This window comes from Polynucleobacter sp. AP-RePozz3-80-G7 (assembly GCF_018882145.1).
In the GTDB taxonomy this organism is placed as follows: Bacteria; Pseudomonadota; Gammaproteobacteria; order Burkholderiales; family Burkholderiaceae; genus Polynucleobacter.
The window spans coordinates 39,313-65,838 of sequence record NZ_JACVPC010000001.1 but is presented as its reverse complement, the minus strand read 5'-3'; the positions used below and the strand labels follow the sequence as shown (position 1 = coordinate 65,838).

The following is a 26,526-nucleotide window of genomic DNA, read 5'->3' as shown; positions in this document are numbered from 1 at the left end:
GTTTATCCCTTTGGGGAGCAACTTTCTCGGAATCCTGCCACTATCAGGTTCACTCAATTAAAATGCTTATTTATCAAATATGTCGCTATGAACGCACCATTAGCTTTGAACCAGTTGCTAGATGCTGAGGCGGGCTCCCCCCGTCTTCGCGAAATTCCCTACAACTACACCTCCTTTTCTGATCGAGAGATTGTGATTCGCCTATTGGGCGAGGAGTCATGGCGTGTTCTCAATAACTTGCGTGGCGTTCGTCGTACAGGCCGTTCCGCTCGCATGTTGTTTGAAATTCTGGGTGATATTTGGGTGGTGCAGCGCAACCCTTTCTTGCAAGATGATTTGCTGGATAGTCCCAATCGCCGCAAACAATTAATCGATGCACTCTGGCATCGCTTGGGCGAAGTCAAGAAGCGCAATAGTGGCGATTCTGCTGACCAAGTAGAAATTTTATTAAGCGCTGCTTATCGTGCAATCGAAAATTTCGAAAACGGATTTAAAGAAGTTGAAGTCATTCGTAAGCGTGCTCGTAAGGAGTTAGGTCGTCATACTGCTGCAGACAATATTTGCTTTGATGGCGTGTCTCGTGCCGCTCACGTTACCGATGCAACAGACTGGCGCGTGGAGTTTCCACTCGTTGTTCTAAAGCCGGATTACGAATCTGAAATTCCCGGCCTAGTTAAAGCTTGTATTGAATTAGGTCTCACGATCATTCCTCGTGGAGGCGGTACTGGTTATACCGGTGGCGCTATTCCGCTGTATGCAATGTCGGCAGTGATTAACACTGAGAAGTTGCAAGATATTGGTGGTGTAAAAGCTAAAAAACTGCCAGGCTTAGATCGCGAAGTATCTACCATCTTCACTGGCGCAGGCGTTGTGACCCGTCGCGTATCTGATGCTGCAGAGCATGCTGGTCTTGTGTTTGCAGTTGATCCTACTTCTGCCGATGCAAGCTGCATTGGCGGCAATATTGCCATGAATGCGGGTGGTAAGAAAGCTGTTCTTTGGGGAACGGCTTTAGACAATCTTGCTAGCTGGCGCATGGTGGATCCGCAAGGTAATTGGTTGGATGTCGAGCGTCTTGAACACAATATGGGCAAGATCCATGATGTGGCGACTGTCCGTTTTCAGCTCACTTGGTCTGATGGCAATAGCGAGCCGGGTCAGCGTATTCTAAAAACAGAATTATTGGAAGTTGAAGGCAGACGTTTCCGCAAAGAAGGTTTAGGTAAAGACGTTACTGATAAATTTTTATCAGGTTTACCTGGTGTGCAAAAAGAAGGTTGCGATGGTTTGATTACTAGCGCAACTTGGGTATTGCATCGCATGCCTAAATTCATGCGCACGGTTTGCTTGGAGTTTTTTGGTCAAGCGCGAGAGGCAATTCCGAGTATTGTGGAAATCAAAGCTTACTTAGATGGTTTAAGCAAGCAAGGTGGTCCAATTTTGGCTGGTCTGGAGCACTTGGATGATCGCTATTTAAGAGCGGTGGGTTATTCAACTAAATCGAAGCGCAATAGCTTGCCGAAGATGGTATTGATTGGCGACATTGCTGGCGATGATGAGGAAGCTGTTGCTGCTGCTACTAGTGAAGTAGTGCGCATGGCAAATTTACGTGTTGGCGAAGGCTTTGTTGCAGTCAGCACTGAAGCTCGTAAGAAATTCTGGCTCGATCGTGCCCGCACAGCGGCGATTGCCCGTCATACCAATGCTTTTAAGATCAATGAAGACGTTGTGATTCCTTTGCCGCGTATGGGCGAGTACACCGACGGTATTGATCGCATCAATATTGAACTCTCTCTCAAGAACAAGTTGCAAGTACTTGATGGTCTTGAGGCTTTCTTGAAAAAGAGCGCATTACCGCTAGGTAAGAGTGATGCTGAGTATGAAATTCCAACAGCAGAAATCTTGGGTGATCGTGTTCAGCAAGCCTTAGAGCTCATTGCCAAGGTTCGTGGACGCTGGGATGAGTGGCTCACTGAGATGGACTCTTATTTCCCGCGTCTGCAGGATTACAGTCTGCGCGCTTCATGGAAAGAGGAAGTGCGCTCAGAGTTGCGCATCATCTTTGGTGGTTTGGCGTTTGAGCCGATTCTGGCAGAGTTAGAAGCAATCCACAAAAACATTTTGCGTAAGCGTGTATTCGTGGCCTTGCACATGCATGCTGGCGATGGCAACGTGCACACCAATATCCCTGTGAACTCGGATGACTACGAGATGTTGCAGGATGCGCATCGCGCCGTAGATCGGATCATGAAATTAGCCCGCTCATTAGATGGTGTGATTTCTGGTGAGCATGGTATTGGTATTACTAAATTAGAGTATTTAACAGAAGCTGAACTCAAAGATTTCCGCAACTATAAGAATCGCGTGGATCCAGAAGGTCGCTTTAATAAAGGTAAGTTGATGCCACATGCTGACCTGAGCATGGCCTACACGCCAAGCTTTGGTTTGATGGGCCATGAATCGATCATCATGCAGCAAAGCGATATTGGTGCGATTGCTGATAGTGTAAAAGATTGCTTGCGTTGTGGTAAATGCAAGCCTGTTTGCTCAACCCATGTACCGCGTGCAAACTTGCTTTACAGTCCGCGCGACAAAATCCTCGCAACATCACTATTGATTGAAGCCTTCTTATATGAGGAGCAAACTCGACGTGGTGTTTCGATTCGTCACTGGGAAATGTTTGATGATGTCGCTGCACATTGCACCGTATGCCATAAGTGCTTAACTCCATGCCCGGTCAATATTGACTTTGGTGATGTGACCATGAATATGCGCAATCTCTTGCGCAAGATGGGTCAGCAGCGCTTTAATCCTGGTACAGCAGCATCCATGTTTTTCTTAAATGCCACTAGTCCAGAATCCATTAATCTCGCTCGCAAGACGATGATTGGCTGGGGTTATAAGTTGCAACGCTTGGGTAATGATGTCTTACGGAAGTTTGCGAAAAAACAAACTGCCCATCCGCCTTCAACAGTAGGAAAGCCGAGCGTCAAAGAGCAAGTGATTTTCTTTGTAAATAAGAAGATGCCTGGCAATCTACCCAAGAAAACAGCGCGTGCTTTGCTGGATATTGAAGATGCGAACTATGTTCCGATCATTCGTGATCCTAAGACAACTTCTGCAGATACCGAGGCGGTGTTCTACTTCCCGGGTTGCGGATCTGAGCGCTTGTTCTCGCAAGTTGGTTTAGCTACTCAAGCGATGTTGTGGAATGTAGGCGTTCAAACGGTTCTGCCACCGGGCTATCTCTGTTGCGGCTACCCGCAGCGTGGTAATGGCGACTTTGATAAAGCAGAGAAGATGATCACAGATAACCGTGTGTTATTCCATCGCGTAGCTAATACTCTCAATTACTTAGATATCAAGACCGTAGTTGTTTCTTGTGGCACTTGCTATGACCAGTTAGCGGGTTACCAGTTTGAACAGATTTTCCCTGGCTGCCGCATTATTGATATTCATGAGTTCTTGGCAGAGAAGGGCGTTAAGCTCTCTGGCGTAACGGGCGTGAAGTATATGTATCACGACCCTTGCCACTCCCCAATGAAGTTACAAGACCCTCTGAAGACGGTGAATGAGTTAATTCAACTCGAAGATGGCAAAGCGATTGCGAAGAATGATCGTTGCTGCGGTGAATCTGGCACATTAGCCGTCACACGTCCTGATATTTCTACTCAAGTGCGTTTCCGTAAGCAGATTGAGATGGAAAAAGCTGCGACTGAATTGCGCAAAGATGATTTCACTGGCGAGGTCAAAGTGTTAACCAGCTGCCCATCATGTTTACAGGGCCTGACGCGTTTTGATGCGGATAGTGACACTACAGCTGATTACATTGTTGTTGAAATGGCTCAAAAGCTACTTGGTAAAGACTGGATGCAGGACTATGTAGCCAAGGCTAACCATGGTGGTATTGAGAGGGTCCTTGTTTAATGATTCCAAGCAATATCGTTGTGCATCAGCAATCCAAGGTCTTGGAGCTCTCCTATGAGAACAGCAATACCTATCGTTTGCCTTTTGAATTGTTAAGGGTTTTATCTCCTTCCGCCGAAGTTCAGGGCCATGGGCCAGGGCAGGAAACATTACAGACGGGCAAGCGTGATGTTTTGATTGCCAACATTGAACCTGTTGGCCACTATGCACTCAAGCCCAGCTTTTCGGATGGGCATGACTCTGGCTTATTTACCTGGGATTACTTATTGTTTCTGTGTGAGAACCAAGAGCAATTATGGAAAGAGCATTTAGATAAATTGGCCGCTGCCGGCTTAGATCGTGATACACCGATGACTCAATCAGGCGGTGCATCAGGCCATTCTTGTGGAAGTCACTAATGAGTAAAACGCACTTCGGGTATCAAAGTGTTGATGAAGCTGAAAAAGCCGGCAAGGTTGCCGAGGTTTTTCATTCGGTAGCCAGTAAGTACGACGTCATGAATGACCTGATGTCATTCGGGCTGCATCGTATTTGGAAAAAAGTGACGATTGCTCGCGCAAATGTTCGTCCTGGCCAAAAGATTTTGGATATTGCCGGCGGTACTGGTGATCTCGCCGCGGCTTTTGCAAAGGCCGCTGATTGGGCGCGCAACCCAGATGCTCAAGTTTGGTTAAGTGATATCAACGCTTCTATGCTGGGCGTGGGGCGTGACCGCTTATTGGATCGCGGCATGGCTTTGCCTTGCGTGCAGTTTGATGCCGAAAAAATTCCTTTTCCGAACAATCATTTTGACGTGGTGACCGTTGCTTTTGGTTTGCGTAACATGACACATAAAGAGATCGCTTTAGGTGAAATGTGCCGTGTGATCAAACCTGGTGGCCGTGTTTTGGTATTGGAGTTCTCCAAGCCTGATGCCTTTTTGCAGCCCGTTTATGACACTTATTCATTTAAGGTTTTACCTTGGTTGGGTGAGAAGATTGCGCAAGATTCAGAAAGCTATCGCTATCTAGCTGAATCGATTCGCATGCATCCCGATGCAGACGCCCTCAAAGAAATGATGTTGGGGGTTGGTTTTGATGAAGTGGAAACCCATAGGATGACTGGGGGTATCGTTGCTTTACATATTGGTATTAAATATTGATGGTTATATAGTTTCTAAGCTCTTAAAAACTAGAGAAGTTCAGTAGTTAAAAGAAGGGGTAAATATAAAAATGAATAAACATTTTTTTAAAGTAGTTCTCTTGAGTTTTACTTTGATCATTGCAATGGTTGGTCAAGTTGATGCTGCTCGCTTAGGTGGAGGAAGAAGTTTTGGACGCGCGCCAAGTGCACCAATGCAACGTCAGGCTACTCCTGTGCAAAAGCCAGTTCAGCAAGCGCAGCCGACTGCTCCAACCCCAGCCCCTCAAGCACCTGCGCCTAGTCGTTTTGGTGGCATGGGTGGTATTTTGGGTGGCTTAGCTGCGGGTCTGGGAATTGGTTACCTCTTATCGCATTTTGGTTTAGGTGAAGCAGCCTCTTCATTGGTTACTGGATTGCTGATCGCAATGTTGGCTGGCTTTGTCATTATGTTCGTGATTCGTAGATTATTGCCAGCGATGTCTGGTGCTGGTCAAAACTCTAATGCTCCATCTCAAGGTATGCAGCGCAATAGCGTTGAGATGCCAAGACAAGAGCCTCCATTTACTCCTGCTGCAAACGCATTTGGCGGGGTGAGTGCAGAACCTGAGGTATTTCAGTCAACCTTGCCCCCGGGTTTCGATCAGCAAACATTTTTGGAAAATGCAAAACAATATTTTGTAACTTTGCAAAAAGCTTGGGACCAAGGTGATCTTGCATCCTTACGTGAATTTACAACTCCTGATATGTTTGCCACGATTCAGCAAGATTTAGCTGGTAGAACTGATGGCAGTAATCAAACAGATGTCGTGACCATTAATGCTCAGCTATTAGGGGTTGAGACGGCAGATGCCCATTATTTCTGTAGCGTTCAGTTCAGCGGCATGATTCGTGAGCAGCAGGGTGCTCCAGCGAGTGAATTCTCCGAAATCTGGAATTTGAGCAAGCCTGTGGAAGGTCCTGGTGGCTGGGTACTGGCGGGTATTTCCCAGTTGGTTTAAGCTTTAGGTACTTTCCGTCGGAAAACCCGCACTAGTGCGGGTTTTTTACACTCATGAACAGACATTTTTCGACTACCCATACGATTGCTTCTGGCGCAGCCTGCCGGGGGATTAATCACGTGTTGGGTAGCGAGCCTTGGGCGTCTACAGAATTGGCCCGTCATGCCAACAAAACCATTTTGCTGCAGTTACCTCTTGGTAATCTGTGTTTTGAGATCAACCCAGATGGTTTATTGGCTAGCTTGAAAGAGATTGAGGCGCCTTCACTCACCTTGGATGTTTCTGCCAAGGCCTTGAGCGACTTGGCTGGCAGCGCCGGCTCTTTGCGAGAGCAAGCTTTTAAAGCAGTCAAAATTACAGGTGATGCAGACTTAGCCCAATTGTTGGGTCGTCTCGCGGGGCAGTTGCGCTGGGAATACGAGGAAGATTTAGCTCGCCTAGTGGGAGATGCACCTGCAAACTTTGCTGTGAGGCAGGGTAAGAAGTTTGTATCTGCTACCCGTTCTGCCGTAAGTGATTTACTGGACAATGTAGTGGAGTATGTCAGCGAAGAAAAGAAAGTGCTTTTAAATAAACGAGACTTTATGGTTCGTAAATCCGAATTAAGTGATTTACGTGAGTCTGTAGATCGTATGGAAAAACGTATTCAACTTCTAGAGCAAAAGGCTAAATAAATCGTGCGTCGAATTGCTCGTCTCTTTTTCATTTTCTTTACCGCATGGCGTTATGGTTTATTGCCACTTCTGCGTGATCTTCTAAAGCCGGGCATTCGTCGCGGATTCTTGACGATGCTTTGCTGGATCTCTCCGGGCAGTCATTTGCCTAGAGGCGAGCGTATTCGATTAACGCTCGAGGCACTAGGCCCTATCTTTGTGAAGTTCGGTCAGGTACTGTCTACGCGTCGCGATTTATTGCCAGAAGATATTGCTAATGAATTGGCTAAATTACAAGATCAAGTTCCACCATTCTCAAACGAAGAATCGCGTCGTTTGATTGAAGCCGATCTAGGTCAGCCAATTGAGGAAGTGTTTATTAGCTTTGATGCAACACCTGTTGCCAGTGCTTCAGTTGCGCAGGTGCACTTCGGAGTCTTGCGTGGTACAGATAAGCATCCTGAATGGGGGGGTCGTTCAGTAGCCATTAAGGTCTTGCGCCCCGGCATTCTGCCAGTGATTGAGGGTGATTTGGCCTTGATGTACGACTTAGCCAAAGTGATTGAAAAAAGCTCCGAAGATGGCCGCCGTTTAAAGCCGCGTGAGAACGTTTCGGAGTTCGATACTTATTTGCATGATGAGCTTGATCTCATGCGCGAAGCCGCTAATGCGAGTCAGCTACGTAGGCAATTTGCGGATTCGAATAAGTTAATGATTCCGGAGATGTATTGGGATTTATGCCATACCAATGTGATTGTCATGGAAAGAATGTATGGCATCTCGATTGGTAAAACTGTAGCGCTCAGAGAGGCGGGTGTTGATTTTAAGAAATTAGCTTCGGATGGTGTAGAAATATTCTTTACCCAAGTATTTGAATATGGTTTCTTCCATGCGGATATGCATCCCGGAAACATCATGATTAGCTTAGAGCCAGAAACTTTTGGCCGTTTCATTTCTCTGGATTTTGGAATCGTTGGCGCGTTAAGTGAATCCGATAAAAATTATTTAGCCTTGAATTTTCTGGCGTTCTTTAATCGCGATTACCGTCGTGTTGCTGAGTTACATATTGAATCGGGTTGGGTTCCAGCGAATACCCGCGTTGAAGAATTAGAGGGTGCGGTGCGTTCAGTTTGTGAACCGTATTTCGATCGCCCTCTAAAAGAAATTTCCTTGGGCATCGTGCTGATGCGCCTGTTCCAAACATCGCGTCGCTTTAAGGTGGAAATTCAGCCGCAACTCACTTTGCTACAAAAAACCCTCTTGAATGTCGAGGGGCTGGCCCGTCAATTGGATCCTGATCTGGACCTTTGGAAAACAGCCAAACCGATTCTGGAAAAATGGGTAAGCAAGCAGTTAGGGTGGCGTGGTCTTATTGATGGCATCAAGGAAGAGGCCCCTACTTGGGCCAAAATTCTGCCGACATTGCCCCGTTTGATTGCCGATAGCCTAGCCCAGGTCCGTTCCCCCATCAAAGACCAAAATGGGGAATTAGAGGTCTTAAAGGCTCTTTTATTACAAGAAAGACGTACACATCGCCTGTTGGCGGGCGCTTTACTCTTTGCCGGTGGGTTTTTGGCTGGAATTTTGATCATCAGCCTAGGCATTTATTAGTCTCTCGCTGATTGGCTGCTAACCCGCTAAAATATCGGGTTAGGCAGAACACATGAAAAAATACTTTATTGCTGGCATCCTCGTTTGGGCACCATTGTCGATCACCATTTGGGTGATTGCTTGGGGCTTGGGTCTGCTCGACGGTGTTTTTGGTTCTGTAATGCACGCCATTATTGTGGTTCTCCCTGAAGATGCTGCGAGAGATTTACAGCATTTCCGCGATCTCCCAGGCGTTGGCATATTGATTGTGATTGTGGTCATCCTGCTCACTGGATTGACTGCGATTAATTTTGCAGGCCAGTGGTGGTTAAAGGTCTGGGATAAATTTGTTAATCGCATACCGATTGTTCGTTCCATTTATTCCAGCGTTCAGCAAGTCTCATCGACTTTATTTTCTGGAAGTGGACAAGCCTTTAGCAAAGCCTTGCTGATTCGCTATCCCCATGCTGATTCTTGGGTGATTGCTTTTCAAACTGGTATCCCAGCAAAAGAAGTGACTGCCAAATTAGGTGAAGACTACGTCAACGTATTTTTGCCTACAACCCCAAATCCAACCTCTGGTTTTTTCATGATCGTGCCACGTGCACAAACTATTGAATTAGAGATGAGTGTTGAAGAGGCTCTGAAACATATTGTTTCAATGGGCTCTGTTCCCCCCAATAGTTCTAGTGGTTTAACTGCATCCCAGTTGCCACACCATTTTTGATTTATAGGAAATTGTTATGTCAATGCGAAGCCATACCTGCGGCCAGGTAACCGATTCACTGATTGGTCAAGAAGTTACTCTTGCTGGATGGGTTAATCGCCGTCGTGACCACGGAGGCGTAATCTTTATTGACTTACGTGACCGCGAAGGTTTTGTACAGGTTGTTTGCGATCCTGATCGCCCAGAAATGTTTGCTCTTGCTGAGCAAGTTCGTAGCGAGTTCTGTATCCAGATTAAAGGTCTTGTACGTGCACGTCCTGCCGGCACTGAGAACACGGATTTGGTTAGCGGAAAAGTAGAGATCCTCTGCCATAGCTTGGTGATTCTGAATGCTTCTGTAACTCCACCATTCCAAATTGATGATGAGAATTTGTCAGAGACTACTCGATTGACTCATCGCGTATTAGATTTGCGTCGCCCACAAATGCAAAAGAATTTACGTTTGCGTTACAACGTGGCGATGGAGTGTCGTCGTTATTTAGATGATGCTGGCTTTATCGATATCGAAACACCGATGTTGACTAAGAGCACCCCAGAAGGCGCGCGTGATTACTTGGTGCCTTCCCGTGTGCATGATGGCCAGTTCTTTGCGCTGCCACAGTCTCCACAGTTATTCAAGCAGTTGTTAATGGTCGCTGGCTTTGATCGCTACTATCAAATTACCAAGTGTTTCCGTGACGAAGATTTGCGCGCAGATCGTCAACCTGAATTTACTCAGATCGACTGTGAAACTGCTTTTTTAAGTGAGTTGGAAATTCGTGATTTGTTTGAAAACATGATTCGTCATATTTTCAAGAAGACCATGAATGTGGAGCTTCCTAATCCATTCCCAACCATGCCTTATTCTGAAGGTATGGCGCGTTTTGGCTCTGATAAGCCAGATTTGCGTGTGAACTTCGAATTCACCGAATTGACCGATTTAATGAAAGATGTTGATTTCAAGGTGTTCTCAGGTGCAGCGAATCAGGTTGGTGGCCGTGTTGTGGGCTTGTGCGTTCCTGGCGGCGCTGAAATTAGCCGTAGCGAAATCGATGACTACACTCAGTTCGTCAGTATTTATGGCGCTAAAGGCTTGGCTTGGATCAAGGTCAATTCTGTTGCTGAGGGCCGTAATGGCTTGCAGTCACCAATCGTGAAGAATTTGCATGATGCAGCGATTGAAGGCATTTTGAAGCGCACTGGTGCAAAAGATGGCGACATTATTTTCTTTGGTGCCGATAAAGAAAAAGTAGTAAACGATGCAATTGGTAATTTACGTTTGCGTATTGGCCAGTCCGCTTGGGGTAAGGCCCATGGCCTCTTTACAGAGGGTTGGAAGCCATTGTGGGTAGTAGATTTCCCAATGTTTGACTACGATGAAGGCGAAGCCCGTTGGGTTGCTTGTCATCATCCGTTTACTAGCCCTAAAGATGAGCACATGAAGTATTTGGAGTCTGATCCAGGTAAGTGTTTAGCTAAAGCGTATGACATGGTGTTGAACGGTAGTGAAATTGGTGGCGGCTCAGTCCGTATTCACCAAGAAGCAGTTCAAAGCCAGGTATTCCGTGCATTGAAAATTGATGCAGAAGAAGCGCAAGCGAAGTTTGGTTTCTTGTTAGATGCACTTCAGTATGGCGCCCCTCCTCACGGCGGTATCGCGTTCGGTCTGGATCGCATCGTAACCATGATGACTGGTGCAGAATCCATTCGTGATGTGATTGCTTTCCCTAAAACACAACGTGCGCAGTGCTTGTTAACTCAAGCTCCAAGCCCAGTAGACGAGCGTCAGCTGCGTGAGTTGCATATTCGTTTGCGTCAAGCGACCCCTGCCGCTTAAAGTAATTTAATTAGTTCCCACTTTGAAAATCCCTATCTCGGTTTTAGTCGTTATCTACAAATCGAATAGGGATGTTTTATTAATGGAGCGCGCTGATCGCTCTGACTTTTGGCAGTCTGTCACCGGTAGTCTTGATGCTCTCGATGAAGACCTGGCTTTTGCGGCCGCCCGAGAAGTTTTTGAAGAGACTGGGATTGCAGTAGATTACCTACCCAAAGGCGCATTACAAAACATGTATCATCAAATCGAGTATGAAATCTATCCTGAGTGGCGCTTTCGTTATGCCCCAGGGGTTACCCGAAATATCGAGCATTGGTTTGCGTTAGAAGTTCCAGATAACACCCCAATTACACTGGCTCCTAGAGAGCATGTTGCATATGAGTGGCTACCTTATGAAGAGGCTGCTAAGAAATGTTTTTCTCGCAGCAATGGCGAGGCTATTCTGAAATTGTTCGCTGCGAACTAAGGCAAGTCAAATAGTGAATTAGGAATAAGATAGAGCGATGAGACATTCATCAGGACATCATCACGGTAGCGCAGATTCAAAAACACCAGGGCGCGGTGATTGGCGCGTCATTCGTGATCTTCTTCCTTATCTTTTGGAGTACCGCTTTCGGGTAATCATTGCCCTTAGCTGCCTGATTGCAGCTAAGGTAGTTAATCTGGGCATTCCGATTGTGATGAAAGAGTTAATTGACTCTTTGGATATCATAGCAAGCTCTCCTCAAGCCCTTTTGGTTGTTCCCTTGGGAATTATTCTGGCTTATGGCTTATTAAGAATTTCCGCATCCTTGTTTACAGAGTTGCGTGAAGCTTTATTTGCCAAGGTTACCCAGAATGCCGTCCGCAAAGTGGCTCTTCAGGTATTTGAGCATTTGCACTCACTAGCGCTGAGCTTTCATCTAGCTCGTCAGACGGGTGGTGTGAGTCGAGATATCGAGCGTGGTACCCGTGGTATTCAGTCACTGATTTCTTACTCGCTCTACAGCATCCTGCCAACAGTAATTGAGTTTTGTTTGGTGCTGGGCTACCTTGCCTATTCATACGATATTTGGTTTGCCGCAATTACATTCATAGCCTTAGTTCTCTATATTGTCTTTACGGTTGTAGTTACTGAGTGGCGTACCCATTACCGCCGCACCATGAATGATATGGATTCAAAAGCCAATCAAAAGGCCATTGATTCGCTCTTGAATTTTGAAACAGTGAAGTATTTTGGTAACGAGGCCTTTGAGGCCAGGCGTTACGATGAAAACTTGCTGCGCTATCAATCTGCAGCAGTGAAGTCACAAAAGACCTTGGCCGTATTAAATCTTGGCCAGCAGATCATCATTGCCACGGGCTTAATGTTAATTCTGTGGCGTGCTACTGTCGGTGTTGTCAATGGCACGATGACTTTGGGTGATCTGGTGCTGGTAAATACCTTGATGATTCAACTCTATATCCCACTCAATTTCTTGGGGGTGATATATCGAGAAATTAAGCAGTCATTGACTGATATGGATCGGATGTTTTCTTTGCTGAATACCGATAAAGAGATTGCTGATTCTCCAGATGCAAGGCCACTGCAAGTTCACGACCAGGGACATGGCCCAGATGTTAGGTTTGAGCATGTCTCGTTTCACTATGATGCGAAGCGTGAAATTCTGCGTGATGTCAGTTTCAACATTCCTGCTGGAACCATTACTGCAGTAGTAGGTCAAAGTGGCGCAGGTAAAAGTACTCTCGCCAGATTGTTATTCCGTTTTTATGATGTGCAGTCAGGAGAAATTCTGATCGCTGGACAGAATATTCAAGATGTGACGCAGGCTAGCTTGCGTAAAGCAATCGGCATCGTTCCGCAAGACACCGTTTTATTTAATGACACGATTGGTTACAACATTGCCTATGGCGATCCTTCGGCGACGATTGAAGAGGTCCAAGAGGCGGCTAGGGCTGCTCAAATTGATGGCTTTATTAAGCGCTTGCCAGACGGCTATGACACTCAGGTCGGCGAGAGAGGCTTAAAGCTATCTGGAGGTGAGAAACAGCGCGTGGCGATTGCGAGAACGCTCCTCAAGAAACCAGCCATGTTGATTTTTGATGAAGCGACTTCAGCTTTAGATTCCAAAACAGAACGCGCATTTCAGGAGGAGCTGCTCAGTTTGGCCAAGAACCGGACGACCCTCATTATTGCCCATCGTCTTTCAACCATTATTCATGCCGATCAAATTTTAGTGATGGACCGGGGTCAGATTGTGGAGAGAGGAACTCACGAAGCGTTGCTTGCAGCTCAAGGAAGATACGCGGAGATGTGGCAGATGCAAGAGCGTGCCACTGTTGATTAGAATAGCTGGATGACTCAAAACAGTTCTTCTCCCTCTATGGCAGCAAGTAAAGAAGCAATTCTTAAAAATGCTTTTGCTGCTGCAGTTGCAGCGGCTGATCCACAGGTCATTGTTCCCCAGTACTTAGCAAAGATATTTCCGGTCGGGCAGGAGCCTAAGGGTAAATGTTTGGTAGTGGGTGCAGGTAAAGCTAGTGCTTCGATGGCTAGTGCATTGGAAGCTTATGCCAAATCTCATTGGCCACAGGTGAAATTAGAGGGCGTTGTGCTGACGCGTTATGGTCACAGCTCACCAACTTCCTTCATCAAGATCGTAGAAGCTGGCCATCCAGTGCCCGATCAGGCTGGTATGGATGGAGCTAAAGAAATTTTTGCCTTAACCAATCAATTGGAAAAAGACGACGTATTGATCGCCTTAGTCTCTGGTGGTGGATCAAGCCTTCTTACCCTGCCGCAAGAGGGTATCTCGATTGATGACATGCGCAAGACCACGGAAGCGCTTTTGCGTAGCGGCGCACCTATCGAAGAGATGAACGTGGTGCGTAAACATTTATCTGCAATCTTGGGTGGCAATTTAGCTAGAGTAGCTATCGCCCGTGGCGCACGAGTCGAGGCTTTATTAATTTCTGATGTCACAGGCGACTCACCAGCCGATATTGCTAGCGGTCCATGTGCCGCAGACTACTCAACGTATTTAGATGCGCTCAATATTTTGCAAAAATATGATTTGGATGATTCGGTTATTCCCGCATCAGTATTGAATCATCTCAAACAAGGTTTGGCTGGTGAAAAGCCAGAGACTCTGAAAGATTCTGATTTTATCTCCGCTCAAGTGGCCAATCATGTGATTGCAACTGCCTATAAAAGTTTGGAGGCTGCCGCTGAGTATGTCCGCACGCAGGGTTATGAGCCTATTGTTTTAGGGGACACTATTACTGGTGAGGCGCAAGAAGTGGGTGTGGAGCAGGCTGCGTTAGCTCGTGAATACATGGCCAAGGGAAATACTAAGCCGCTTGCCTTCATTTCAGGTGGTGAATGTACCGTTACTATTCCAGCAGGCGTTAAAGGCCGTGGTGGTCGTTGCAGTGAATACCTGCTCTCACTTTTGGCTGCTAGCTCTGATTTGCCAAGAATGGCTGCTTTGGCTGCTGATACCGATGGAATTGATGGTAGCGAAAAGAATGCTGGAGCTTGGTTTGATGGCACTGTTCGTCAATCTAGCCATACGGCAGGTCTGGTTCCAGAGAAATTCTTATCAGCGCATGATTGCTATGGCTTCTTTGCAGAATTAGGCGCTTTAGTGGAAACTGGCCCTACACTTACCAATGTGAATGATTTCCGCATCATCTTGCTCGATAAATATTATGTCTAATAGTCCTACACAAATTCAACTGATTCAGCCGGATGATTGGCATTTGCACATTCGTGATGGTGAAGTGATGAAGGATGTGTTGGCAGATACTGCGCGTCAATTTGCGCGCGCTATCATCATGCCTAATCTCAAGCCACCAGTGACTACTGTGGATTTGGCTAAGGCTTATCAATCTCGCATTGAATCGAATTTAAGGTCTCTGGGTGTCAGTGACTTCACGCCTTTAATGACTTTATATCTCACTGACAATACTTCTGCAGATGAAGTTCGTAAGGCTAAAACTGCAGGCATCGCAGCATTTAAGCTATACCCCGCAGGTGCAACGACGAATAGTGATGCTGGTGTCAGTGATCTTAAACATTGCCATGGGGCATTAGAAGCGATGCAGGCTGTAGGTATGCCACTCTTAGTGCATGGTGAAGTAACCAGCTCTGAAATTGACATCTTTGATCGTGAGGCGGTCTTTATTGATACGGTGCTAGAGCCTTTGCGTAAAAAATTTCCTGAGCTCAAAATCGTCTTTGAACATATCACCACCAAGCAGGCCGCTCACTATGTGCATGATGCTGCAACCGGTGGAAAGAATACGATTGCAGCCACGATTACACCGCAGCACCTGCTCATGAATCGCAATGCTATTTTTGCAGGCGGCATTCGTCCACATAATTATTGTTTGCCTGTGCTCAAGCGTGAAGAACATCGCATTGCTTTATTGGAAGCTGCAACGAGTGGAAATGCGCGTTTCTTCTTAGGTACCGATAGTGCGCCTCATGCTAAGGGTGCCAAAGAGGCGGCTTGTGGCTGTGCGGGTTGCTATAGTGCCTTTAATGCTTTGGGTTTATATGCCGAAGCATTTGAGGGTGTTGGCAAACTGGATAAGTTAGAAGGCTTTGCTAGTTTCTTTGGCCCTGATTTTTATTCTCTGCCACGTAACAGCAAAAAAATTACTCTGGTAAAGCAGGCGCAAAGTATCCCTGTTGAATTGCCATTGGGTGATACCACTATCGTTCCGCTCCGTGCTGGCGAAACCATCGCCTGGTCACTCGTTTAAAAAACACAAATCATTACTTTCTTAGCCAAATTGGCCCGACTGCGTTAGACTGCAGGCGCAGAGTCAATTGGGCAATCGCCGCCTCTTTATTGAGGGGGAGGAAAGTCCGGACTCCATAGGGAAGGGTGATGGCTAACGGCCATCCACGGCGACGTGAGGAATAGGGCCACAGAGACGAGCGTATTTAGTTACGGTGAAACGCGGTAACCTCCACCTGGAGCAATCCCAAGTAAGCAGGCGATGAGGCGTCCCGCTGAGTCTGCGGGTAGGGAGCTTGAGCCGTCAGGTAACTGCCGGCCTAGAGGAATGATTGCCCCTAGATGCAAATCTAGGCGACAGAATCCGGCTTATCGATTGACTCTGCACTTATTCCGCAATGATTTCGACGCTGTAAGTCAGTTCTGCAGTTTTAGCCAACATAGTCGTAGCTGAGCAATATTTTTCATGTGAGAGCTTTACTGCGCGATCTACCTTTGCCTGATCCAAATCTTTTCCTTTGACCGTAAAGTGCAAATTGATCTTGGTGAAGACTTTAGGGTCTTCTGTTGCTCGCTCAGCCTGGAGGGCCACTTCACAGCCACTAATCGCCTGACGGGCCCTTTGTAGAATTAAAACCACATCAAATGCAGAGCAGCCGCCCGCGCCGGCCAAAAGTAGCTCCATTGGCCTTGGGGCGAGGTTTTTACCACCAGCTTCAGGGGCACCATCCATGTTTACCAGGTGGCCACTGCCAGTTTCTGCAGAAAAAGCCATACCGCTATTACCCAACCAACTTACTCGACATTCCATTATTAGTGACCCCTAACTTACTAAATTAATCAATATTATCAATAGTTTACCTATTTTATGGGAAATCAAGTTGCTGCACAGCAACATAAAAATATTGATTTTGGTCAATATTCTTGCATCGCACCATGCATATGGATACAATAACCATATTGGTAGTCAGTCTTGTATAAGACTGTCACTTACCTCCCAGTGTCTCCTCCACCCAAACATAGGTGGATTCCAACCCAGGACTCGTTCCTGGGTTTTTTTTAGGTTACAATTCAAGGCTTTACTGAATTACCGAGCCGGTCAGCGGTAATTTGTTGTACCAGTTGAATTGCAGAATCTGCGAGCTTGCAAATATAAGCAGGGCCAAGGTGGACGTAGTTTGGTTGGGGTAATTTTTTTGACCATAACAATTTGAGAAATCATGAAAACTTTTTCTGCAAAATCCCATGAGGTAGTGCATGAATGGTTCGTGATTGACGCTACGGACAAAGTCCTCGGTCGTGTCGCCAGTGAAGTGGCACTCCGTCTACGCGGCAAGCACAAGCCTGAATACACCCCACACGTTGATACTGGCGATTTTATCGTTGTCATCAATTCATCTAAGCTCCGTGTCACAGGCACAAAAGGCTTGAACAAAATTTATTACCGTCACAGCGGATACCCAGGTGGTATTAGCTCGACTAACTTCGACAAGATGCAAGACCGTTTCCCAGGTCGCGCTTTGGAGAAGGCTGTGAAGGGTATGTTGCCAAAAGGCCCACTAGGCTATGCCATGATCAAGAAATTGAAAGTTTATGGCGACGCTAATCATCCGCATACGGCTCAACAGCCTAAAGCGTTAGAGATTTAAGGAACCCAAATGGCTATTAATTACGGAAATTGGAATTACGGTACTGGTCGTCGCAAGAGTTCTGTGGCGCGTGTATTCATTAAATCTGGCAAAGGCGAAATCATTGTTAATGGTAAGCCTATCGATGCCTATTTTGCTCGTGAAACATCACGCATGATCGCTCGTCAGCCTTTGGCTCTCACAGCCCACTTAACGACCTTTGATATCAAAGTAAACGTTTCTGGTGGCGGTGAAACTGGCCAAGCTGGTGCAGTTCGTCACGGTGTTACTCGTGCATTGATCGACTACGACAACGCCTTGAAGCCAGCCCTGTCTAAAGCAGGCTTGGTGACTCGCGATGCTCGTGAAGTTGAGCGTAAAAAAGTTGGTCTGCATGGCGCGCGTCGTCGTAAGCAGTTCAGCAAGCGCTAATTCTTTCAGTCGCTCAAGTTTTATCGAAAGGGTCGCGCAAGCGGCCCTTTTTGTTTCTACAATTGAGGTATTCAGAAGTTTTAAAAGAAACTTCTCATGATCGGTATTTTGGAGAATGGCATGATTAAAGTTGGCATCGTAGGCGGCACTGGATATACCGGAGTGGAATTGTTGCGTTTATTGGCGCAGCATCCTGAGGTAGAGCTCACTGCAATTACTTCTCGCACAGAAGCTGGCATGCCAGTGGCTGAGATGTTTCCATCTTTGCGTGGCCGTGTTGCTCTGAAATTTACAACACCTGATGAAGCCAAGCTGAATGAATGTGATGTGGTGTTCTTTGCAACTCCACATGGTGTTGCGATGGCACAAGCAAAAGAATTACTCGCTAACAATGTGAAGATTTTGGACCTTGCTGCAGACTTTCGTTTGAAGGATGTCAAAGAATTTGCAAAGTGGTATGGCATGGAGCACACCTGCCCAGAAATTTTGGCTGAAGCGGTTTATGGTTTGGCGGAAATTAATCGTGAGGCCATTAAGAAAGCTCGCGTAGTTGGTTTGGCAGGTTGCTATCCAACATCGGTGCAGCTAGGTCTAGCGCCTTTGCTGTCACCTAAATCGACTGGCGGCAAGCACCTGATTGATGGCTCGCATATTATTTCTGATTCAAAGTCGGGTACTTCTGGCGCTGGCCGGAAAGCAGAGATCGGCACACTATTGTCCGAAGCAAGTGATAACTTCAAGGCTTATAGCGTGAAGGGGCATCGCCATTTACCGGAAATCGAGCAGGGTTTAAAAGCCATTGCTGGCCATGATCAGATCGGTTTGACCTTTGTGCCGCATTTAACGCCCATGATTAGAGGTATTCATTCGACCTTGTATGTGCGTTTGACTGACGCAGGTAAAGAGGTTGATTGCCAAAAGCTATATGAGAACTTCTATAAGGATGAGCCATTTGTCGATGTCATGCCAGCAGGCAGTCATCCAGAGACGCGTTCTGTGCGGGGTAGCAACGGTATTCGGATTGCGATCCATCGTCCGGGCGGCGGTGACACTTTAGTTATTTTGGTGGTTGAAGACAATTTGGTGAAAGGTGCTTCAGGGCAGGGCGTGCAGTGTATGAACTTGATGTTTGGGTTGCCAGAGACCATGGGTCTTACCCAGATCGCCGTTTCCCCATAATGACCCTTCAGCAAACTGGGCATTAAAAGCCTAAAATAAGACATTGCCTTTTGAATTGGGAGTAAATCATGACCGAATTAGCTACACAAACTGCACAAGATTTAGCCGAGCCGCCAACCCCATTGGTGTTCACGGATAGCGCTGCTGCGAAAGTGGCGGACTTGATTGCTGAAGAAGGTAATCCAGAGTTGAAATTGCGCGTATTCGTACAAGGTGGCGGTTGCTCAGGATTTCAGTATGGCTTCACATTTGATGATGCTGTAAATGAAGATGACACACTCTTTGAAAAGAATGGCGTTACTTTGTTGGTGGACTCAATGAGTTTCCAATATTTAGTTGGCGCTGAGATTGATTACAAAGAAGACATCAACGGCTCACAGTTTGTGATTAAGAACCCAAATGCCCAAACTACTTGTGGCTGCGGATCTTCTTTCTCTGCTTAAATAAAAACGAGCTTAATTAATATTTAATTAAGCAGGATAGCAAGCGCCTAGAATTCTAGGACCCTTCGCTCCCGTAACGGCTGGCAAATTTGCTGGCCGTTTTTCTTTGTGGGCCCATGCAAGCCATGCAAAGGCAAGGCCCTCTACTAGCTGTGGATCAATTCCTGCCGACTCACTTGTAGTAATTTCTAATGGCTTTTTGAAGAAATGCTGCGACTTCACTTTGAATAAATTCATCAAGGCACTGTTTCTGGCACCGCCTCCACAGATAATCAGCTTCTGGGTTTGCGGGGCATGACGGGCTAAAGCTTCGAGGGCTGAGTGAGCAGTGAGGTGCAATAAAGTGGCCTGTACATCTTCACAAAGATGATTTTCACCATTCAATTTTTCTTGTAACCAAGCAAGATGAAAGTCGTCTCTACCAGTACTCTTGGGCGGAACTTTTGTAAAGAAAGAATCAGACAACATTTTTGTAAGTAGTGCTTCATGAACTTTTCCTTGTAACGCCCAGTTGCCATTCTCATCAAATGCGTTGCCTTGATGCTCTTGAATCCAGACATCCATCAACATATTTCCTGGCCCGCAATCAAAGCCAGTGACTTCACCATTCTTAGGAAGTAATGTGAGATTTGCGATGCCGCCAATATTGAGAATAGCTAAATTTTGATCTTCTACAAACTGTTGCGCATGAAACGCTGGAACCAAAGGTGCTCCATGACCGCCAGCAGCTACATCCCGACTCCTAAAGTCAGCAATGACATCAATACCCGTTTTTTCTGCCAAGAGAGCGGGATTCAGGGTTTGATGTGTGTATGCCCAATCACCTAGATGAGGTTGGTGGCGAATGGTCTGACCGTGAGCGCCGATGGCAGCGATATCAGAAGGCTGTAGATTTGTTTTTTTGAGCAACTGGCTAACTGCTTCTGCATAGGCCATGGCTAGGGCATTTCCTGCTTGTTTTTCTCGGTGGAGCTCATTTGGGCCGGGGCTTTGAAGCTCAGATAGGGTCTTACGGAGCTCCGCTGAGAAAGGGGCGCTAATGGCGTCTAGCGCACTAGCTTCCCCATTAGCCCCTATCTTCGCTAGAACAGCATCTATCCCATCCAGGCTGGTGCCGGACATTAGGCCGATATAGAGGGAATGGGGTTTGTTCATGGAGCTCTCAGGAATGCGACAATTATGCTTTAGCAATTTAACTACTAATTTAACTGAATCAGCAATCCGAATCAGCATGACGGCTAAACCAGAACAAAAATATCCTTTGACCCCCGAAGTCTTTGCGGCGCTCGAAGTCACCAAACGTGGCTGCGATGAGCTATTGGTTGAGGCGGACTGGGTTCAGAAACTTGCTCGTAGCCAAGCTACTAAGACGCCACTCAGGATTAAATTAGGTTTAGATCCTACGGCACCTGATATTCATCTGGGTCATACCGTTGTTTTAAATAAGCTGCGCCAGTTGCAGGATTTAGGTCACACCGTTATTTTCTTGATCGGTGACTTTACGAGCATGATCGGTGATCCATCCGGTCGTAATGCAACTCGCCCACCGTTGACTGCAGAAGAAATCGCTGCCAATGCTGAGACTTACTATCGTCAAGCAAGTATGGTGCTCGATCCTTCTAAGACGGAAGTTCGTTACAACAGTGAGTGGTGTGATCCTTTGGGCGCGCGTGGGATGATTCAGTTGGCCGCTAAACATACTGTTGCTCGTATGTTGGAACGTGATGACTTTACTAAGCGTTATCGCAACGGTGTACCCATTTCAATTCATGAGTTTTTATATCCACTCATGCAGGGCTATGACTCTGTTGCGCTGAAGAGTGATTTAGAGTTGGGTGGTACAGATCAGAAGTTCAATCTTCTAGTTGGCCGTGAACTCCAACGTGAGTATGGTCAAGAGCCTCAATGTATTTTGACGATGCCATTACTAGTTGGTCTTGATGGCGTAGAGAAGATGAGTAAGTCCAAGGGTAACTATATTGGCATTAGTGAGCCTGCTGGCGATATGTTTGGCAAGCTCCTCAGTATTTCCGATGATTTAATGTGGGGCTACTTCACATTGCTGTCATTCCGACCAATGGCAGAAATAGATCTGATGAAGCAAGAAGTTTCTGCAGGTCGCAATCCAAAGGATTGCAAAGTACTTCTCGCACAAGAAATCGTGGCACGCTTCCACTCGCAAGCCGCAGCAGAAAAAGCCTTAGAGGACTTTAATCACCGTGCTAAAGGTGGTGTGCCTGAGGATATTCCAGAAGTAAGTCTCTCTGGTGCGCCTATGGCAATCGCTAATCTTTTGAAGGCCGCAGGTCTTGCCCCTTCGACATCTGAAGCGATGCGCAATATAGAGCAAAATGGCGTAAAGATTGATGGTGTAACCGTTGCTGATAAGCAATTAAAGGTTGAAGCTGGAACGTATGTGGTGCAGGTAGGTAAGCGTAAGTTTGCGAAAGTGACGCTAGCTTAATTGCACTGAGTGTATTTGCGTTTCTTGGCATCCTCAAGATAGCTATCAAATACCAGTAGCGGGTTGAACTGCTTTTCTCCCAGAATAGCGAACTTAAATCCTTTTGGAGTGGCTTGGTTTGAGCCAAACCAAGAATAGGCTGTCATTACCCGGATAGTCTTGCCATTCACAGTTAAATCAACATCCGAGGCGGTTCCATTCACCTCAGGATTGACTAGGCGATATTCAATAACGGTCTTGCCATGGCAATAAACAACACCCTCTGGCTTCTCTATAGCGCTGACCGGCATAGAAAGGCATATTAATAGGGTGATAAGAGCTCTGAACATATAAAATATTAATAATTCCAATAATGATTTTCTATATGAATTTTAAGTCACTTATCCTGTCTTGTTTTGCAATTCTTTGTATCAGCTCTTGCACCACATACCGATATGAATATATTGCCCCGCCCACTGAAGGCGGCAAAACATGCGCTGTTCATTGCATGAGCACTAAGAATGTTTGTTACAACGGCGCACAGGCTCAAGCGCAGAACAATGTGAATGCTTGTCATCAGCAGAATAGTTATAGCTATCAAGCCTGCGTTAATCGTGCGCAAAGCCACGATGATGTGAAGAAATGCAATCCCAATCCGCAGTACTGTTCAGTAAATCCAAATTACTGGAACTGCGACGAATCCTATAGACAGTGTTTTGCTGCTTGTGGTGGCACAGTTAATGTTTATAAGAATGAATAATGAAAAATAAATGCCTAAAGGCTTTTTCGTTGGTTGCAGCATTGCTGGCTTTTAATCAGGCATTTGGCGCGTGCAGCAATACTGGAGACCCAATCAACATCACTAGTAGTTGCGAAGACTTGAGTATTAATAATACGGTCTCTGGTGTAACGATCGCCTCAGGTGTCACTGTGAGTTCGTTCTTTGCTACTGATGCAGTCAATATTGGAACCCCAGGCAATGTAACCAATACATTTCTTAACTTGGGGACGATTAGCAACGGAATTTACTGGAATGGTTTGGTAAATAACGGTGTGATTAACACACTTCAGAACCAAGGAGCCATTACTAGTAGTTCTCGAAGTGGGTTGATTAACAGTGGAAATATAGGAACATTAACCAATACCGGCACCATCAATTCTGGTGCAAGCGGCAATAGCTATGGCGCCATAGCTAATAACAATCAAATTGGCACACTAAATAACTCTGGCACCATTTCAGCTACAGTCGGCATAGGGGGTAACGGAGCTTACGCCATACAACAAAACGGCCATATTGGTACGTTGAATAATTCGGGCACTATTTCTGCGCAGAACAATGCAATTTACTTCCAACCAGCCTTTAGCTCCAGAATCGATACCTTAATAAATTCAGGAACTATTCAGGGTGGTATTAATGGCACGGGCTCCTCTACTTTCGCTAGCGCAATCGTTCTTGGGGCGGCTAACTCAATTGGCACCATTATCAATACGGGAACTATTGATCACAGCGTTTGTAGTGGAGGAACCTGCTATGCCGCTATTGAAAATAATGGGGGCAGCATCGGCACAATTACTAACTTGGGCAATCTAACAAGCGGTAATACCAGTAACAGTGGATATGGGATTATCAACAGCACAACGGGAACAATTAGTACGCTGAACAACCTTCAAAGCGCTTTGACCTATTCTGGAAATTTACCTAGTAATTACAACATTATTATTAACAGCACAACTAGTTATGGAGGATTGATTACTTCTTCTTTAACTACAGGTACACAAACTAATTTTGGTATTGATATAACTCGCTCCACATTGCCTACGGGTGTTTCAAACTACAGTTCCGTGCTAAATGGTTTAACAAGTGGTAATTTATTGAGTACAACTGGTAGTTTTGTTGGTGGTCTAGTTACTACTTCATGGATTTTGAATAATTCATCTGGGAATACTTGGAATTTACAAACAACCAAAACAGTCGCTGCCACTCCGGTGGTTGCTGGAAGTGCAGCTGGTACAAACTTAGCCTATGTATTTGCTGGTCAATCAGCCAATACCAGTATTCAATCAAATGGAGTGACCATTGGTGCGGCGGTTAGCGGATTGGCGCCAGCCCAGGTCAATCAATTACAAAATGTTCACGCTGAAGGCTACTCCTCTAACATGACCATTGGCCTTGAGCAGATGGCGCACATTACCAATACAGTCATGGATCGTATTCATGCACCAATGAGTGCCTCACCTTCTACCAAGGTTTATCAAGATGATGAAGGTCGTTATTTATGGGCAGATGCTGCAGCAGTGCGAGGTACTGTCAATAATTACAACAATCTGGCTGGCTTCGGTTATAGCCTCTACGACATCATTATTGGCGGGGACATTAGGCGATCTAAAGACGGGGGTTTTGGTGTATTTGCTGGGACTGGCACCACCTCGATGACTGAGAGTCAGCAAGTAACCCAAAACTTCAACACCACCAACTTCTATACTGGTTTGTATGGAGCGCGTAACTTTGCTGAGCAGGTCAAACTTTCTGGCGCGCTGGGTTATATGTATGGCAACACCAATGCCAATAGAAGCGCCCCCAATGTGGGAGATTTGGTTGGTGGAAATGCAACTAGCTCATTTAAGTCCAATGGCGTATATGCGGCTGCCAAGCTAGCTAAAGCGTATCAAGCGGAAAATTTCACCGTTTCACCATTCGTGGGCGCTTCATATTCTCAACTCTGGATGGGTGGGGCTAGTGAGCAGGGCGGTAATACATTTAATTACGGTATTAACTCGGCAACTGCTTACACTGCCGTGACATTTGCGGGTGCAGATTTTATTTATCCACTGCTTAAAGGAACCAATGATCCATTGTCATTAATTGGTTTCTATAAGTTCGGTTATGACTGGTATGCCAATAGTGCTTCAGCCCATACAGTTACAGCAACCACTTCTTTCAGTGGAAGTACTCAATCATTTGCACAGGTTGGCGCCAATATGGGTCCCGTATCCAATATGGTCGGTTTGGGTATTCAAGGTGGAATTACGAAAGACGTATCTGCTCGTATTGGTGCAGTCGCCTCATACAATACGTATGGTCATGAATACGGTGGCGGTGCAGAGCTTAGATTAAAGTTCTAACGCTTAAAAAACAGACTTGCTGAATTACAAATCCTGGTTAGCACTTCCGCTGGGTGGTGTTAACCCAAAGTGTTCATAGGCTTGGCGAGTTGCTACTCGGCCGCGCGAGGTTCTTTGTAGATAGCCTTGTTGAATGAGATAGGGCTCAAGAACATCTTCAATCGTATCGCGCTCTTCGCCAATAGCAGCTGCCAAGTTATCGATACCTACAGGGCCCCCATCAAACTTGTGCAAGATTGCTTCCAAGAGTTTTCTGTCCATCACATCAAAGCCGCTTGGATCCACATCCAGCATCTTCAGTGCAGCATCTGCCATAGCTTTAGTGATCGTGCCAGTGCCTTTTACTTCTGCATAGTCACGAACGCGGCGTAATAGGCGGTTGGCAATACGAGGAGTGCCACGGGCACGTTTAGCAATTTCTATTGAGCCTTCTGGATCAATATCAGCCTTAAGCAAGCTAGCTGAGCGATTAATAATTTTAGTGAGTTCTTCGGTGGTGTAGAACTCGAGCCTAGCCACAATACCAAAGCGATCGCGCAGTGGGTTAGTTAGCATGCCGGCGCGAGTAGTTGCACCGATCAAGGTAAATGGTTTGAGATCAATTTTCACGCTACGGGCTGCAGGACCTTCGCCAATCATGATGTCTAGGCTGTAATCCTCTAGTGCGGGATACAGAATTTCTTCCACAACTGGAGACAGACGATGAATCTCATCAATAAAGAGAACATCGTTTTCTTCTAAATTGGTAAGTAAGGCAGCAAGATCGCCCGGCCTGTCTAGAACAGGGCCACTCGTTTGACGTAAGTTCACGCCTAGCTCTCTCGCAATAATGTGAGCAAGAGTCGTTTTACCTAGTCCAGGAGGCCCAAATAACAGAACGTGATCCAGGGCTTCCTTGCGCGCTCTCGTAGCACTAATAAAAATCTCTAATTGCGCTCTGGCCTTAGTTTGGCCAACATACTCATCGAGTTGTTTAGGGCGTAGCGCTCTTTCAAAGACGGCTTCAGTATTGCCCGCTGCACCGCTCACAATGCGGGCATTACCTTCTGGTAAATCTTCAGGAATGGAGCTGAGGTCGTCTGTATGTATTGCCATGCTGAGAGTTTAGTACCGTTTGGCTATTAGGCTTTAGATAGATACTTCAATCCCATACGGATGCCATCTGAAATACTGGTATCGGGTGGAATTTGCTTAAGTGCTAACAGTGCTTCTTTTTCTGAATAACCTAGCGCCAAGAGCGCTTGCAATACTTCGCTGCTAGTTTCAATCGCCTGAGGTTTGTCGCCAGTAATGCCTAAGTCTGGAGCTAGTTTACCTTTGAGTTCTAGGCAGAGACGTTCAGCGGTTTTCTTGCCGATGCCAGGCACTTGTGTGAGACGTCCAGCCTCCTGAAGCGCAATAGCTTGCGCCAGTTCATTAACACTCATGCCTGAGAGAACGGCTAGTGCCGTACGGGAGCCAACACCACTAATTTTGATCAGCTGTCTAAATGCTTCACGCTCAGTCTCAGTTGCAAAACCAAAAAGTTGCTGCGCATCTTCGCGAACTTGGAAGTGCGTTAGAAGAGTGATTTTTTGACCAGCCTGAGGCAATTGATACAACGTGCTCATAGGCACATCAACCTCATAACCAATCCCTTGGCAGTCGACCAAGAGGCGAGGAGGGTGAACCGAAACGAGAGTACCTTGAATGCGACCAATCATGTAGAGATCTTAACC

The 26,526-nt window shown here is 46.2% G+C and carries 24 protein-coding genes and 1 other RNA gene; 20 read left to right on the top strand and 5 right to left on the bottom strand.

Going from position 1 to position 26,526, the window contains the following annotated elements:
* The first annotated feature begins 87 nt into the window (after window positions 1–87).
* The 13 genes from ICE90_RS00335 (at window position 88) to rnpB (ending at window position 15,948) form a co-directional block, all read left to right on the top strand.
* Window positions 88–3,927 carry an FAD/FMN-binding oxidoreductase gene (locus tag ICE90_RS00335; protein ID WP_216190588.1) on the top strand — a complete coding sequence of 1,280 codons (3,840 nt, stop codon included), beginning with the start codon at window positions 88–90 and terminating at the stop codon, window positions 3,925–3,927.
* A complete protein-coding gene (locus ICE90_RS00330; protein ID WP_215362211.1) occupies window positions 3,927–4,325 on the top strand; it encodes a gamma-butyrobetaine hydroxylase-like domain-containing protein in 399 nt (132 codons plus the stop codon). Before ICE90_RS00335 ends, ICE90_RS00330 begins: the two co-directional genes overlap by 1 nt.
* Window positions 4,325–5,068, top strand: a complete 744-nt coding sequence (gene ubiE, locus ICE90_RS00325) for a bifunctional demethylmenaquinone methyltransferase/2-methoxy-6-polyprenyl-1,4-benzoquinol methylase UbiE (RefSeq protein ID WP_216190587.1) — start codon at window positions 4,325–4,327, stop codon at window positions 5,066–5,068. The genes ICE90_RS00330 and ubiE overlap by 1 nt, the downstream gene beginning before the upstream one ends.
* A 70-nt stretch (window positions 5,069–5,138) precedes the next feature.
* Complete coding sequence (locus ICE90_RS00320) at window positions 5,139–6,047, top strand: Tim44 domain-containing protein (RefSeq protein WP_216190586.1); 909 nt, start codon at window positions 5,139–5,141, stop codon at window positions 6,045–6,047.
* 53 nt (window positions 6,048–6,100) lie between these two features.
* On the top strand, window positions 6,101–6,721 hold the full coding sequence (locus ICE90_RS00315; protein ID WP_216190585.1) for an SCP2 domain-containing protein: 621 nt from the start codon (window positions 6,101–6,103) through the stop codon (window positions 6,719–6,721).
* Window positions 6,722–6,724: 3 nt separating this feature from the next.
* On the top strand, window positions 6,725–8,311 hold the full coding sequence (ubiB, locus tag ICE90_RS00310) for a ubiquinone biosynthesis regulatory protein kinase UbiB (RefSeq protein WP_216190584.1): 1,587 nt from the start codon (window positions 6,725–6,727) through the stop codon (window positions 8,309–8,311).
* Window positions 8,312–8,363: 52 nt separating this feature from the next.
* Window positions 8,364–9,017: a DUF502 domain-containing protein gene (locus tag ICE90_RS00305; protein WP_216190583.1), complete on the top strand. Its 654-nt coding sequence runs from the start codon at window positions 8,364–8,366 to the stop codon at window positions 9,015–9,017.
* Between the two features lie 16 nt (window positions 9,018–9,033).
* A complete protein-coding gene (gene aspS, locus ICE90_RS00300) occupies window positions 9,034–10,833 on the top strand; it encodes an aspartate--tRNA ligase (protein ID WP_215358653.1) in 1,800 nt (599 codons plus the stop codon).
* Between the two features lie 22 nt (window positions 10,834–10,855).
* Window positions 10,856–11,299 (top strand): dihydroneopterin triphosphate diphosphatase, encoded by a 444-nt coding sequence (gene nudB / locus ICE90_RS00295; RefSeq protein WP_216190582.1) that lies wholly within the window; start codon window positions 10,856–10,858, stop codon window positions 11,297–11,299.
* 37 nt (window positions 11,300–11,336) lie between these two features.
* Window positions 11,337–13,160, top strand: coding sequence for an ABC transporter ATP-binding protein/permease (locus ICE90_RS00290; RefSeq protein WP_216190581.1), 1,824 nt, complete (start codon window positions 11,337–11,339; stop codon window positions 13,158–13,160).
* A 9-nt stretch (window positions 13,161–13,169) separates the two neighbouring features.
* On the top strand, window positions 13,170–14,531 hold the full coding sequence (locus ICE90_RS00285; RefSeq protein WP_216190580.1) for a glycerate kinase: 1,362 nt from the start codon (window positions 13,170–13,172) through the stop codon (window positions 14,529–14,531).
* The gene (pyrC, locus tag ICE90_RS00280; protein WP_216863812.1) at window positions 14,524–15,582 is read left to right on the top strand and encodes a dihydroorotase; all 1,059 of its coding nucleotides are present in this window, start codon (window positions 14,524–14,526) and stop codon (window positions 15,580–15,582) included. Before ICE90_RS00285 ends, pyrC begins: the two co-directional genes overlap by 8 nt.
* Window positions 15,583–15,641: 59 nt before the next feature.
* Window positions 15,642–15,948: RNase P RNA component class A (gene rnpB, locus ICE90_RS00275), an RNA gene on the top strand.
* Here the strand turns inward: rnpB and ICE90_RS00270 are convergent.
* On the bottom strand, window positions 15,949–16,371 hold the full coding sequence (locus ICE90_RS00270) for an OsmC family protein (protein ID WP_216190579.1): 423 nt from the start codon (window positions 16,369–16,371) through the stop codon (window positions 15,949–15,951).
* Window positions 16,372–16,780: 409 nt separating this feature from the next.
* On the opposite strand from ICE90_RS00270, the gene rplM reads away from it, so the two are divergent.
* The 4 genes from rplM (at window position 16,781) to erpA (ending at window position 19,242) form a co-directional block, all read left to right on the top strand.
* Complete coding sequence (gene rplM / locus ICE90_RS00265; protein ID WP_072582725.1) at window positions 16,781–17,209, top strand: 50S ribosomal protein L13; 429 nt, start codon at window positions 16,781–16,783, stop codon at window positions 17,207–17,209.
* A gap of 9 nt (window positions 17,210–17,218) precedes the next feature.
* The gene (gene rpsI, locus ICE90_RS00260) at window positions 17,219–17,620 is read left to right on the top strand and encodes a 30S ribosomal protein S9 (protein ID WP_072582726.1); all 402 of its coding nucleotides are present in this window, start codon (window positions 17,219–17,221) and stop codon (window positions 17,618–17,620) included.
* A gap of 120 nt (window positions 17,621–17,740) precedes the next feature.
* Window positions 17,741–18,799, top strand: coding sequence for an N-acetyl-gamma-glutamyl-phosphate reductase (gene argC, locus ICE90_RS00255; protein WP_216191279.1), 1,059 nt, complete (start codon window positions 17,741–17,743; stop codon window positions 18,797–18,799).
* A 68-nt stretch (window positions 18,800–18,867) separates the two neighbouring features.
* A complete protein-coding gene (gene erpA, locus ICE90_RS00250; RefSeq protein WP_088526457.1) occupies window positions 18,868–19,242 on the top strand; it encodes an iron-sulfur cluster insertion protein ErpA in 375 nt (124 codons plus the stop codon).
* Between the two features lie 27 nt (window positions 19,243–19,269).
* Here erpA and ICE90_RS00245 read toward each other — a convergent pair whose 3' ends face one another.
* Window positions 19,270–20,397, bottom strand: coding sequence for an anhydro-N-acetylmuramic acid kinase (locus ICE90_RS00245; RefSeq protein WP_216190578.1), 1,128 nt, complete (start codon window positions 20,395–20,397; stop codon window positions 19,270–19,272).
* A gap of 76 nt (window positions 20,398–20,473) precedes the next feature.
* Here ICE90_RS00245 and tyrS point away from each other — a divergent pair, with 76 nt between their 5' ends.
* Window positions 20,474–21,706: a tyrosine--tRNA ligase gene (tyrS, locus tag ICE90_RS00240; RefSeq protein ID WP_216190577.1), complete on the top strand. Its 1,233-nt coding sequence runs from the start codon at window positions 20,474–20,476 to the stop codon at window positions 21,704–21,706.
* Here tyrS and ICE90_RS00235 read toward each other — a convergent pair.
* The gene (locus ICE90_RS00235) at window positions 21,703–21,996 is read right to left on the bottom strand and encodes a hypothetical protein (RefSeq protein ID WP_216190576.1); all 294 of its coding nucleotides are present in this window, start codon (window positions 21,994–21,996) and stop codon (window positions 21,703–21,705) included. The two genes, tyrS and ICE90_RS00235, sit on opposite strands and share 4 nt — an antisense overlap.
* A gap of 197 nt (window positions 21,997–22,193) precedes the next feature.
* Between ICE90_RS00235 and ICE90_RS00230 the strand changes: the two genes are divergently transcribed.
* The gene (locus ICE90_RS00230) at window positions 22,194–22,445 is read left to right on the top strand and encodes a hypothetical protein (protein WP_215321044.1); all 252 of its coding nucleotides are present in this window, start codon (window positions 22,194–22,196) and stop codon (window positions 22,443–22,445) included.
* On the top strand, window positions 22,445–24,808 hold the full coding sequence (locus tag ICE90_RS00225) for an autotransporter domain-containing protein (RefSeq protein WP_216190575.1): 2,364 nt from the start codon (window positions 22,445–22,447) through the stop codon (window positions 24,806–24,808). The genes ICE90_RS00230 and ICE90_RS00225 overlap by 1 nt, the downstream gene beginning before the upstream one ends.
* Before the next feature lie 24 nt (window positions 24,809–24,832).
* Here the strand turns inward: ICE90_RS00225 and ruvB are convergent, their stop codons facing one another.
* Both ruvB and ruvA read right to left on the bottom strand, forming a co-directional pair.
* A complete protein-coding gene (ruvB, locus tag ICE90_RS00220; RefSeq protein ID WP_215321042.1) occupies window positions 24,833–25,903 on the bottom strand; it encodes a Holliday junction branch migration DNA helicase RuvB in 1,071 nt (356 codons plus the stop codon).
* A 26-nt stretch (window positions 25,904–25,929) separates the two neighbouring features.
* The gene (ruvA, locus tag ICE90_RS00215; RefSeq protein ID WP_215321041.1) at window positions 25,930–26,511 is read right to left on the bottom strand and encodes a Holliday junction branch migration protein RuvA; all 582 of its coding nucleotides are present in this window, start codon (window positions 26,509–26,511) and stop codon (window positions 25,930–25,932) included.
* Window positions 26,512–26,526: the final 15 nt, after the last annotated feature.

Coding starts and splice junctions, on each gene's coding strand:
- ICE90_RS00335 (WP_216190588.1), top strand. CDS start 88: ATGAACGCACCATTAGCTTTGAACCAGTTGCTAGATGCTGAGGCGGGC.
- ICE90_RS00330 (WP_215362211.1), top strand. CDS start 3,927: ATGATTCCAAGCAATATCGTTGTGCATCAGCAATCCAAGGTCTTGGAG.
- ubiE (WP_216190587.1), top strand. CDS start 4,325: ATGAGTAAAACGCACTTCGGGTATCAAAGTGTTGATGAAGCTGAAAAA.
- ICE90_RS00320 (WP_216190586.1), top strand. CDS start 5,139: ATGAATAAACATTTTTTTAAAGTAGTTCTCTTGAGTTTTACTTTGATC.
- ICE90_RS00315 (WP_216190585.1), top strand. CDS start 6,101: ATGAACAGACATTTTTCGACTACCCATACGATTGCTTCTGGCGCAGCC.
- ICE90_RS00305 (WP_216190583.1), top strand. CDS start 8,364: ATGAAAAAATACTTTATTGCTGGCATCCTCGTTTGGGCACCATTGTCG.
- aspS (WP_215358653.1), top strand. CDS start 9,034: ATGTCAATGCGAAGCCATACCTGCGGCCAGGTAACCGATTCACTGATT.
- ICE90_RS00290 (WP_216190581.1), top strand. CDS start 11,337: ATGAGACATTCATCAGGACATCATCACGGTAGCGCAGATTCAAAAACA.
- ICE90_RS00285 (WP_216190580.1), top strand. CDS start 13,170: ATGACTCAAAACAGTTCTTCTCCCTCTATGGCAGCAAGTAAAGAAGCA.
- pyrC (WP_216863812.1), top strand. CDS start 14,524: ATGTCTAATAGTCCTACACAAATTCAACTGATTCAGCCGGATGATTGG.
- ICE90_RS00270 (WP_216190579.1), bottom strand. CDS start 16,371: ATGGAATGTCGAGTAAGTTGGTTGGGTAATAGCGGTATGGCTTTTTCT.
- rplM (WP_072582725.1), top strand. CDS start 16,781: ATGAAAACTTTTTCTGCAAAATCCCATGAGGTAGTGCATGAATGGTTC.
- rpsI (WP_072582726.1), top strand. CDS start 17,219: ATGGCTATTAATTACGGAAATTGGAATTACGGTACTGGTCGTCGCAAG.
- argC (WP_216191279.1), top strand. CDS start 17,741: ATGATTAAAGTTGGCATCGTAGGCGGCACTGGATATACCGGAGTGGAA.
- erpA (WP_088526457.1), top strand. CDS start 18,868: ATGACCGAATTAGCTACACAAACTGCACAAGATTTAGCCGAGCCGCCA.
- ICE90_RS00245 (WP_216190578.1), bottom strand. CDS start 20,397: ATGAACAAACCCCATTCCCTCTATATCGGCCTAATGTCCGGCACCAGC.
- tyrS (WP_216190577.1), top strand. CDS start 20,474: ATGACGGCTAAACCAGAACAAAAATATCCTTTGACCCCCGAAGTCTTT.
- ICE90_RS00235 (WP_216190576.1), bottom strand. CDS start 21,996: ATGCCGGTCAGCGCTATAGAGAAGCCAGAGGGTGTTGTTTATTGCCAT.
- ICE90_RS00230 (WP_215321044.1), top strand. CDS start 22,194: ATGAGCACTAAGAATGTTTGTTACAACGGCGCACAGGCTCAAGCGCAG.
- ICE90_RS00225 (WP_216190575.1), top strand. CDS start 22,445: ATGAAAAATAAATGCCTAAAGGCTTTTTCGTTGGTTGCAGCATTGCTG.
- ruvB (WP_215321042.1), bottom strand. CDS start 25,903: ATGGCAATACATACAGACGACCTCAGCTCCATTCCTGAAGATTTACCA.
- ruvA (WP_215321041.1), bottom strand. CDS start 26,511: ATGATTGGTCGCATTCAAGGTACTCTCGTTTCGGTTCACCCTCCTCGC.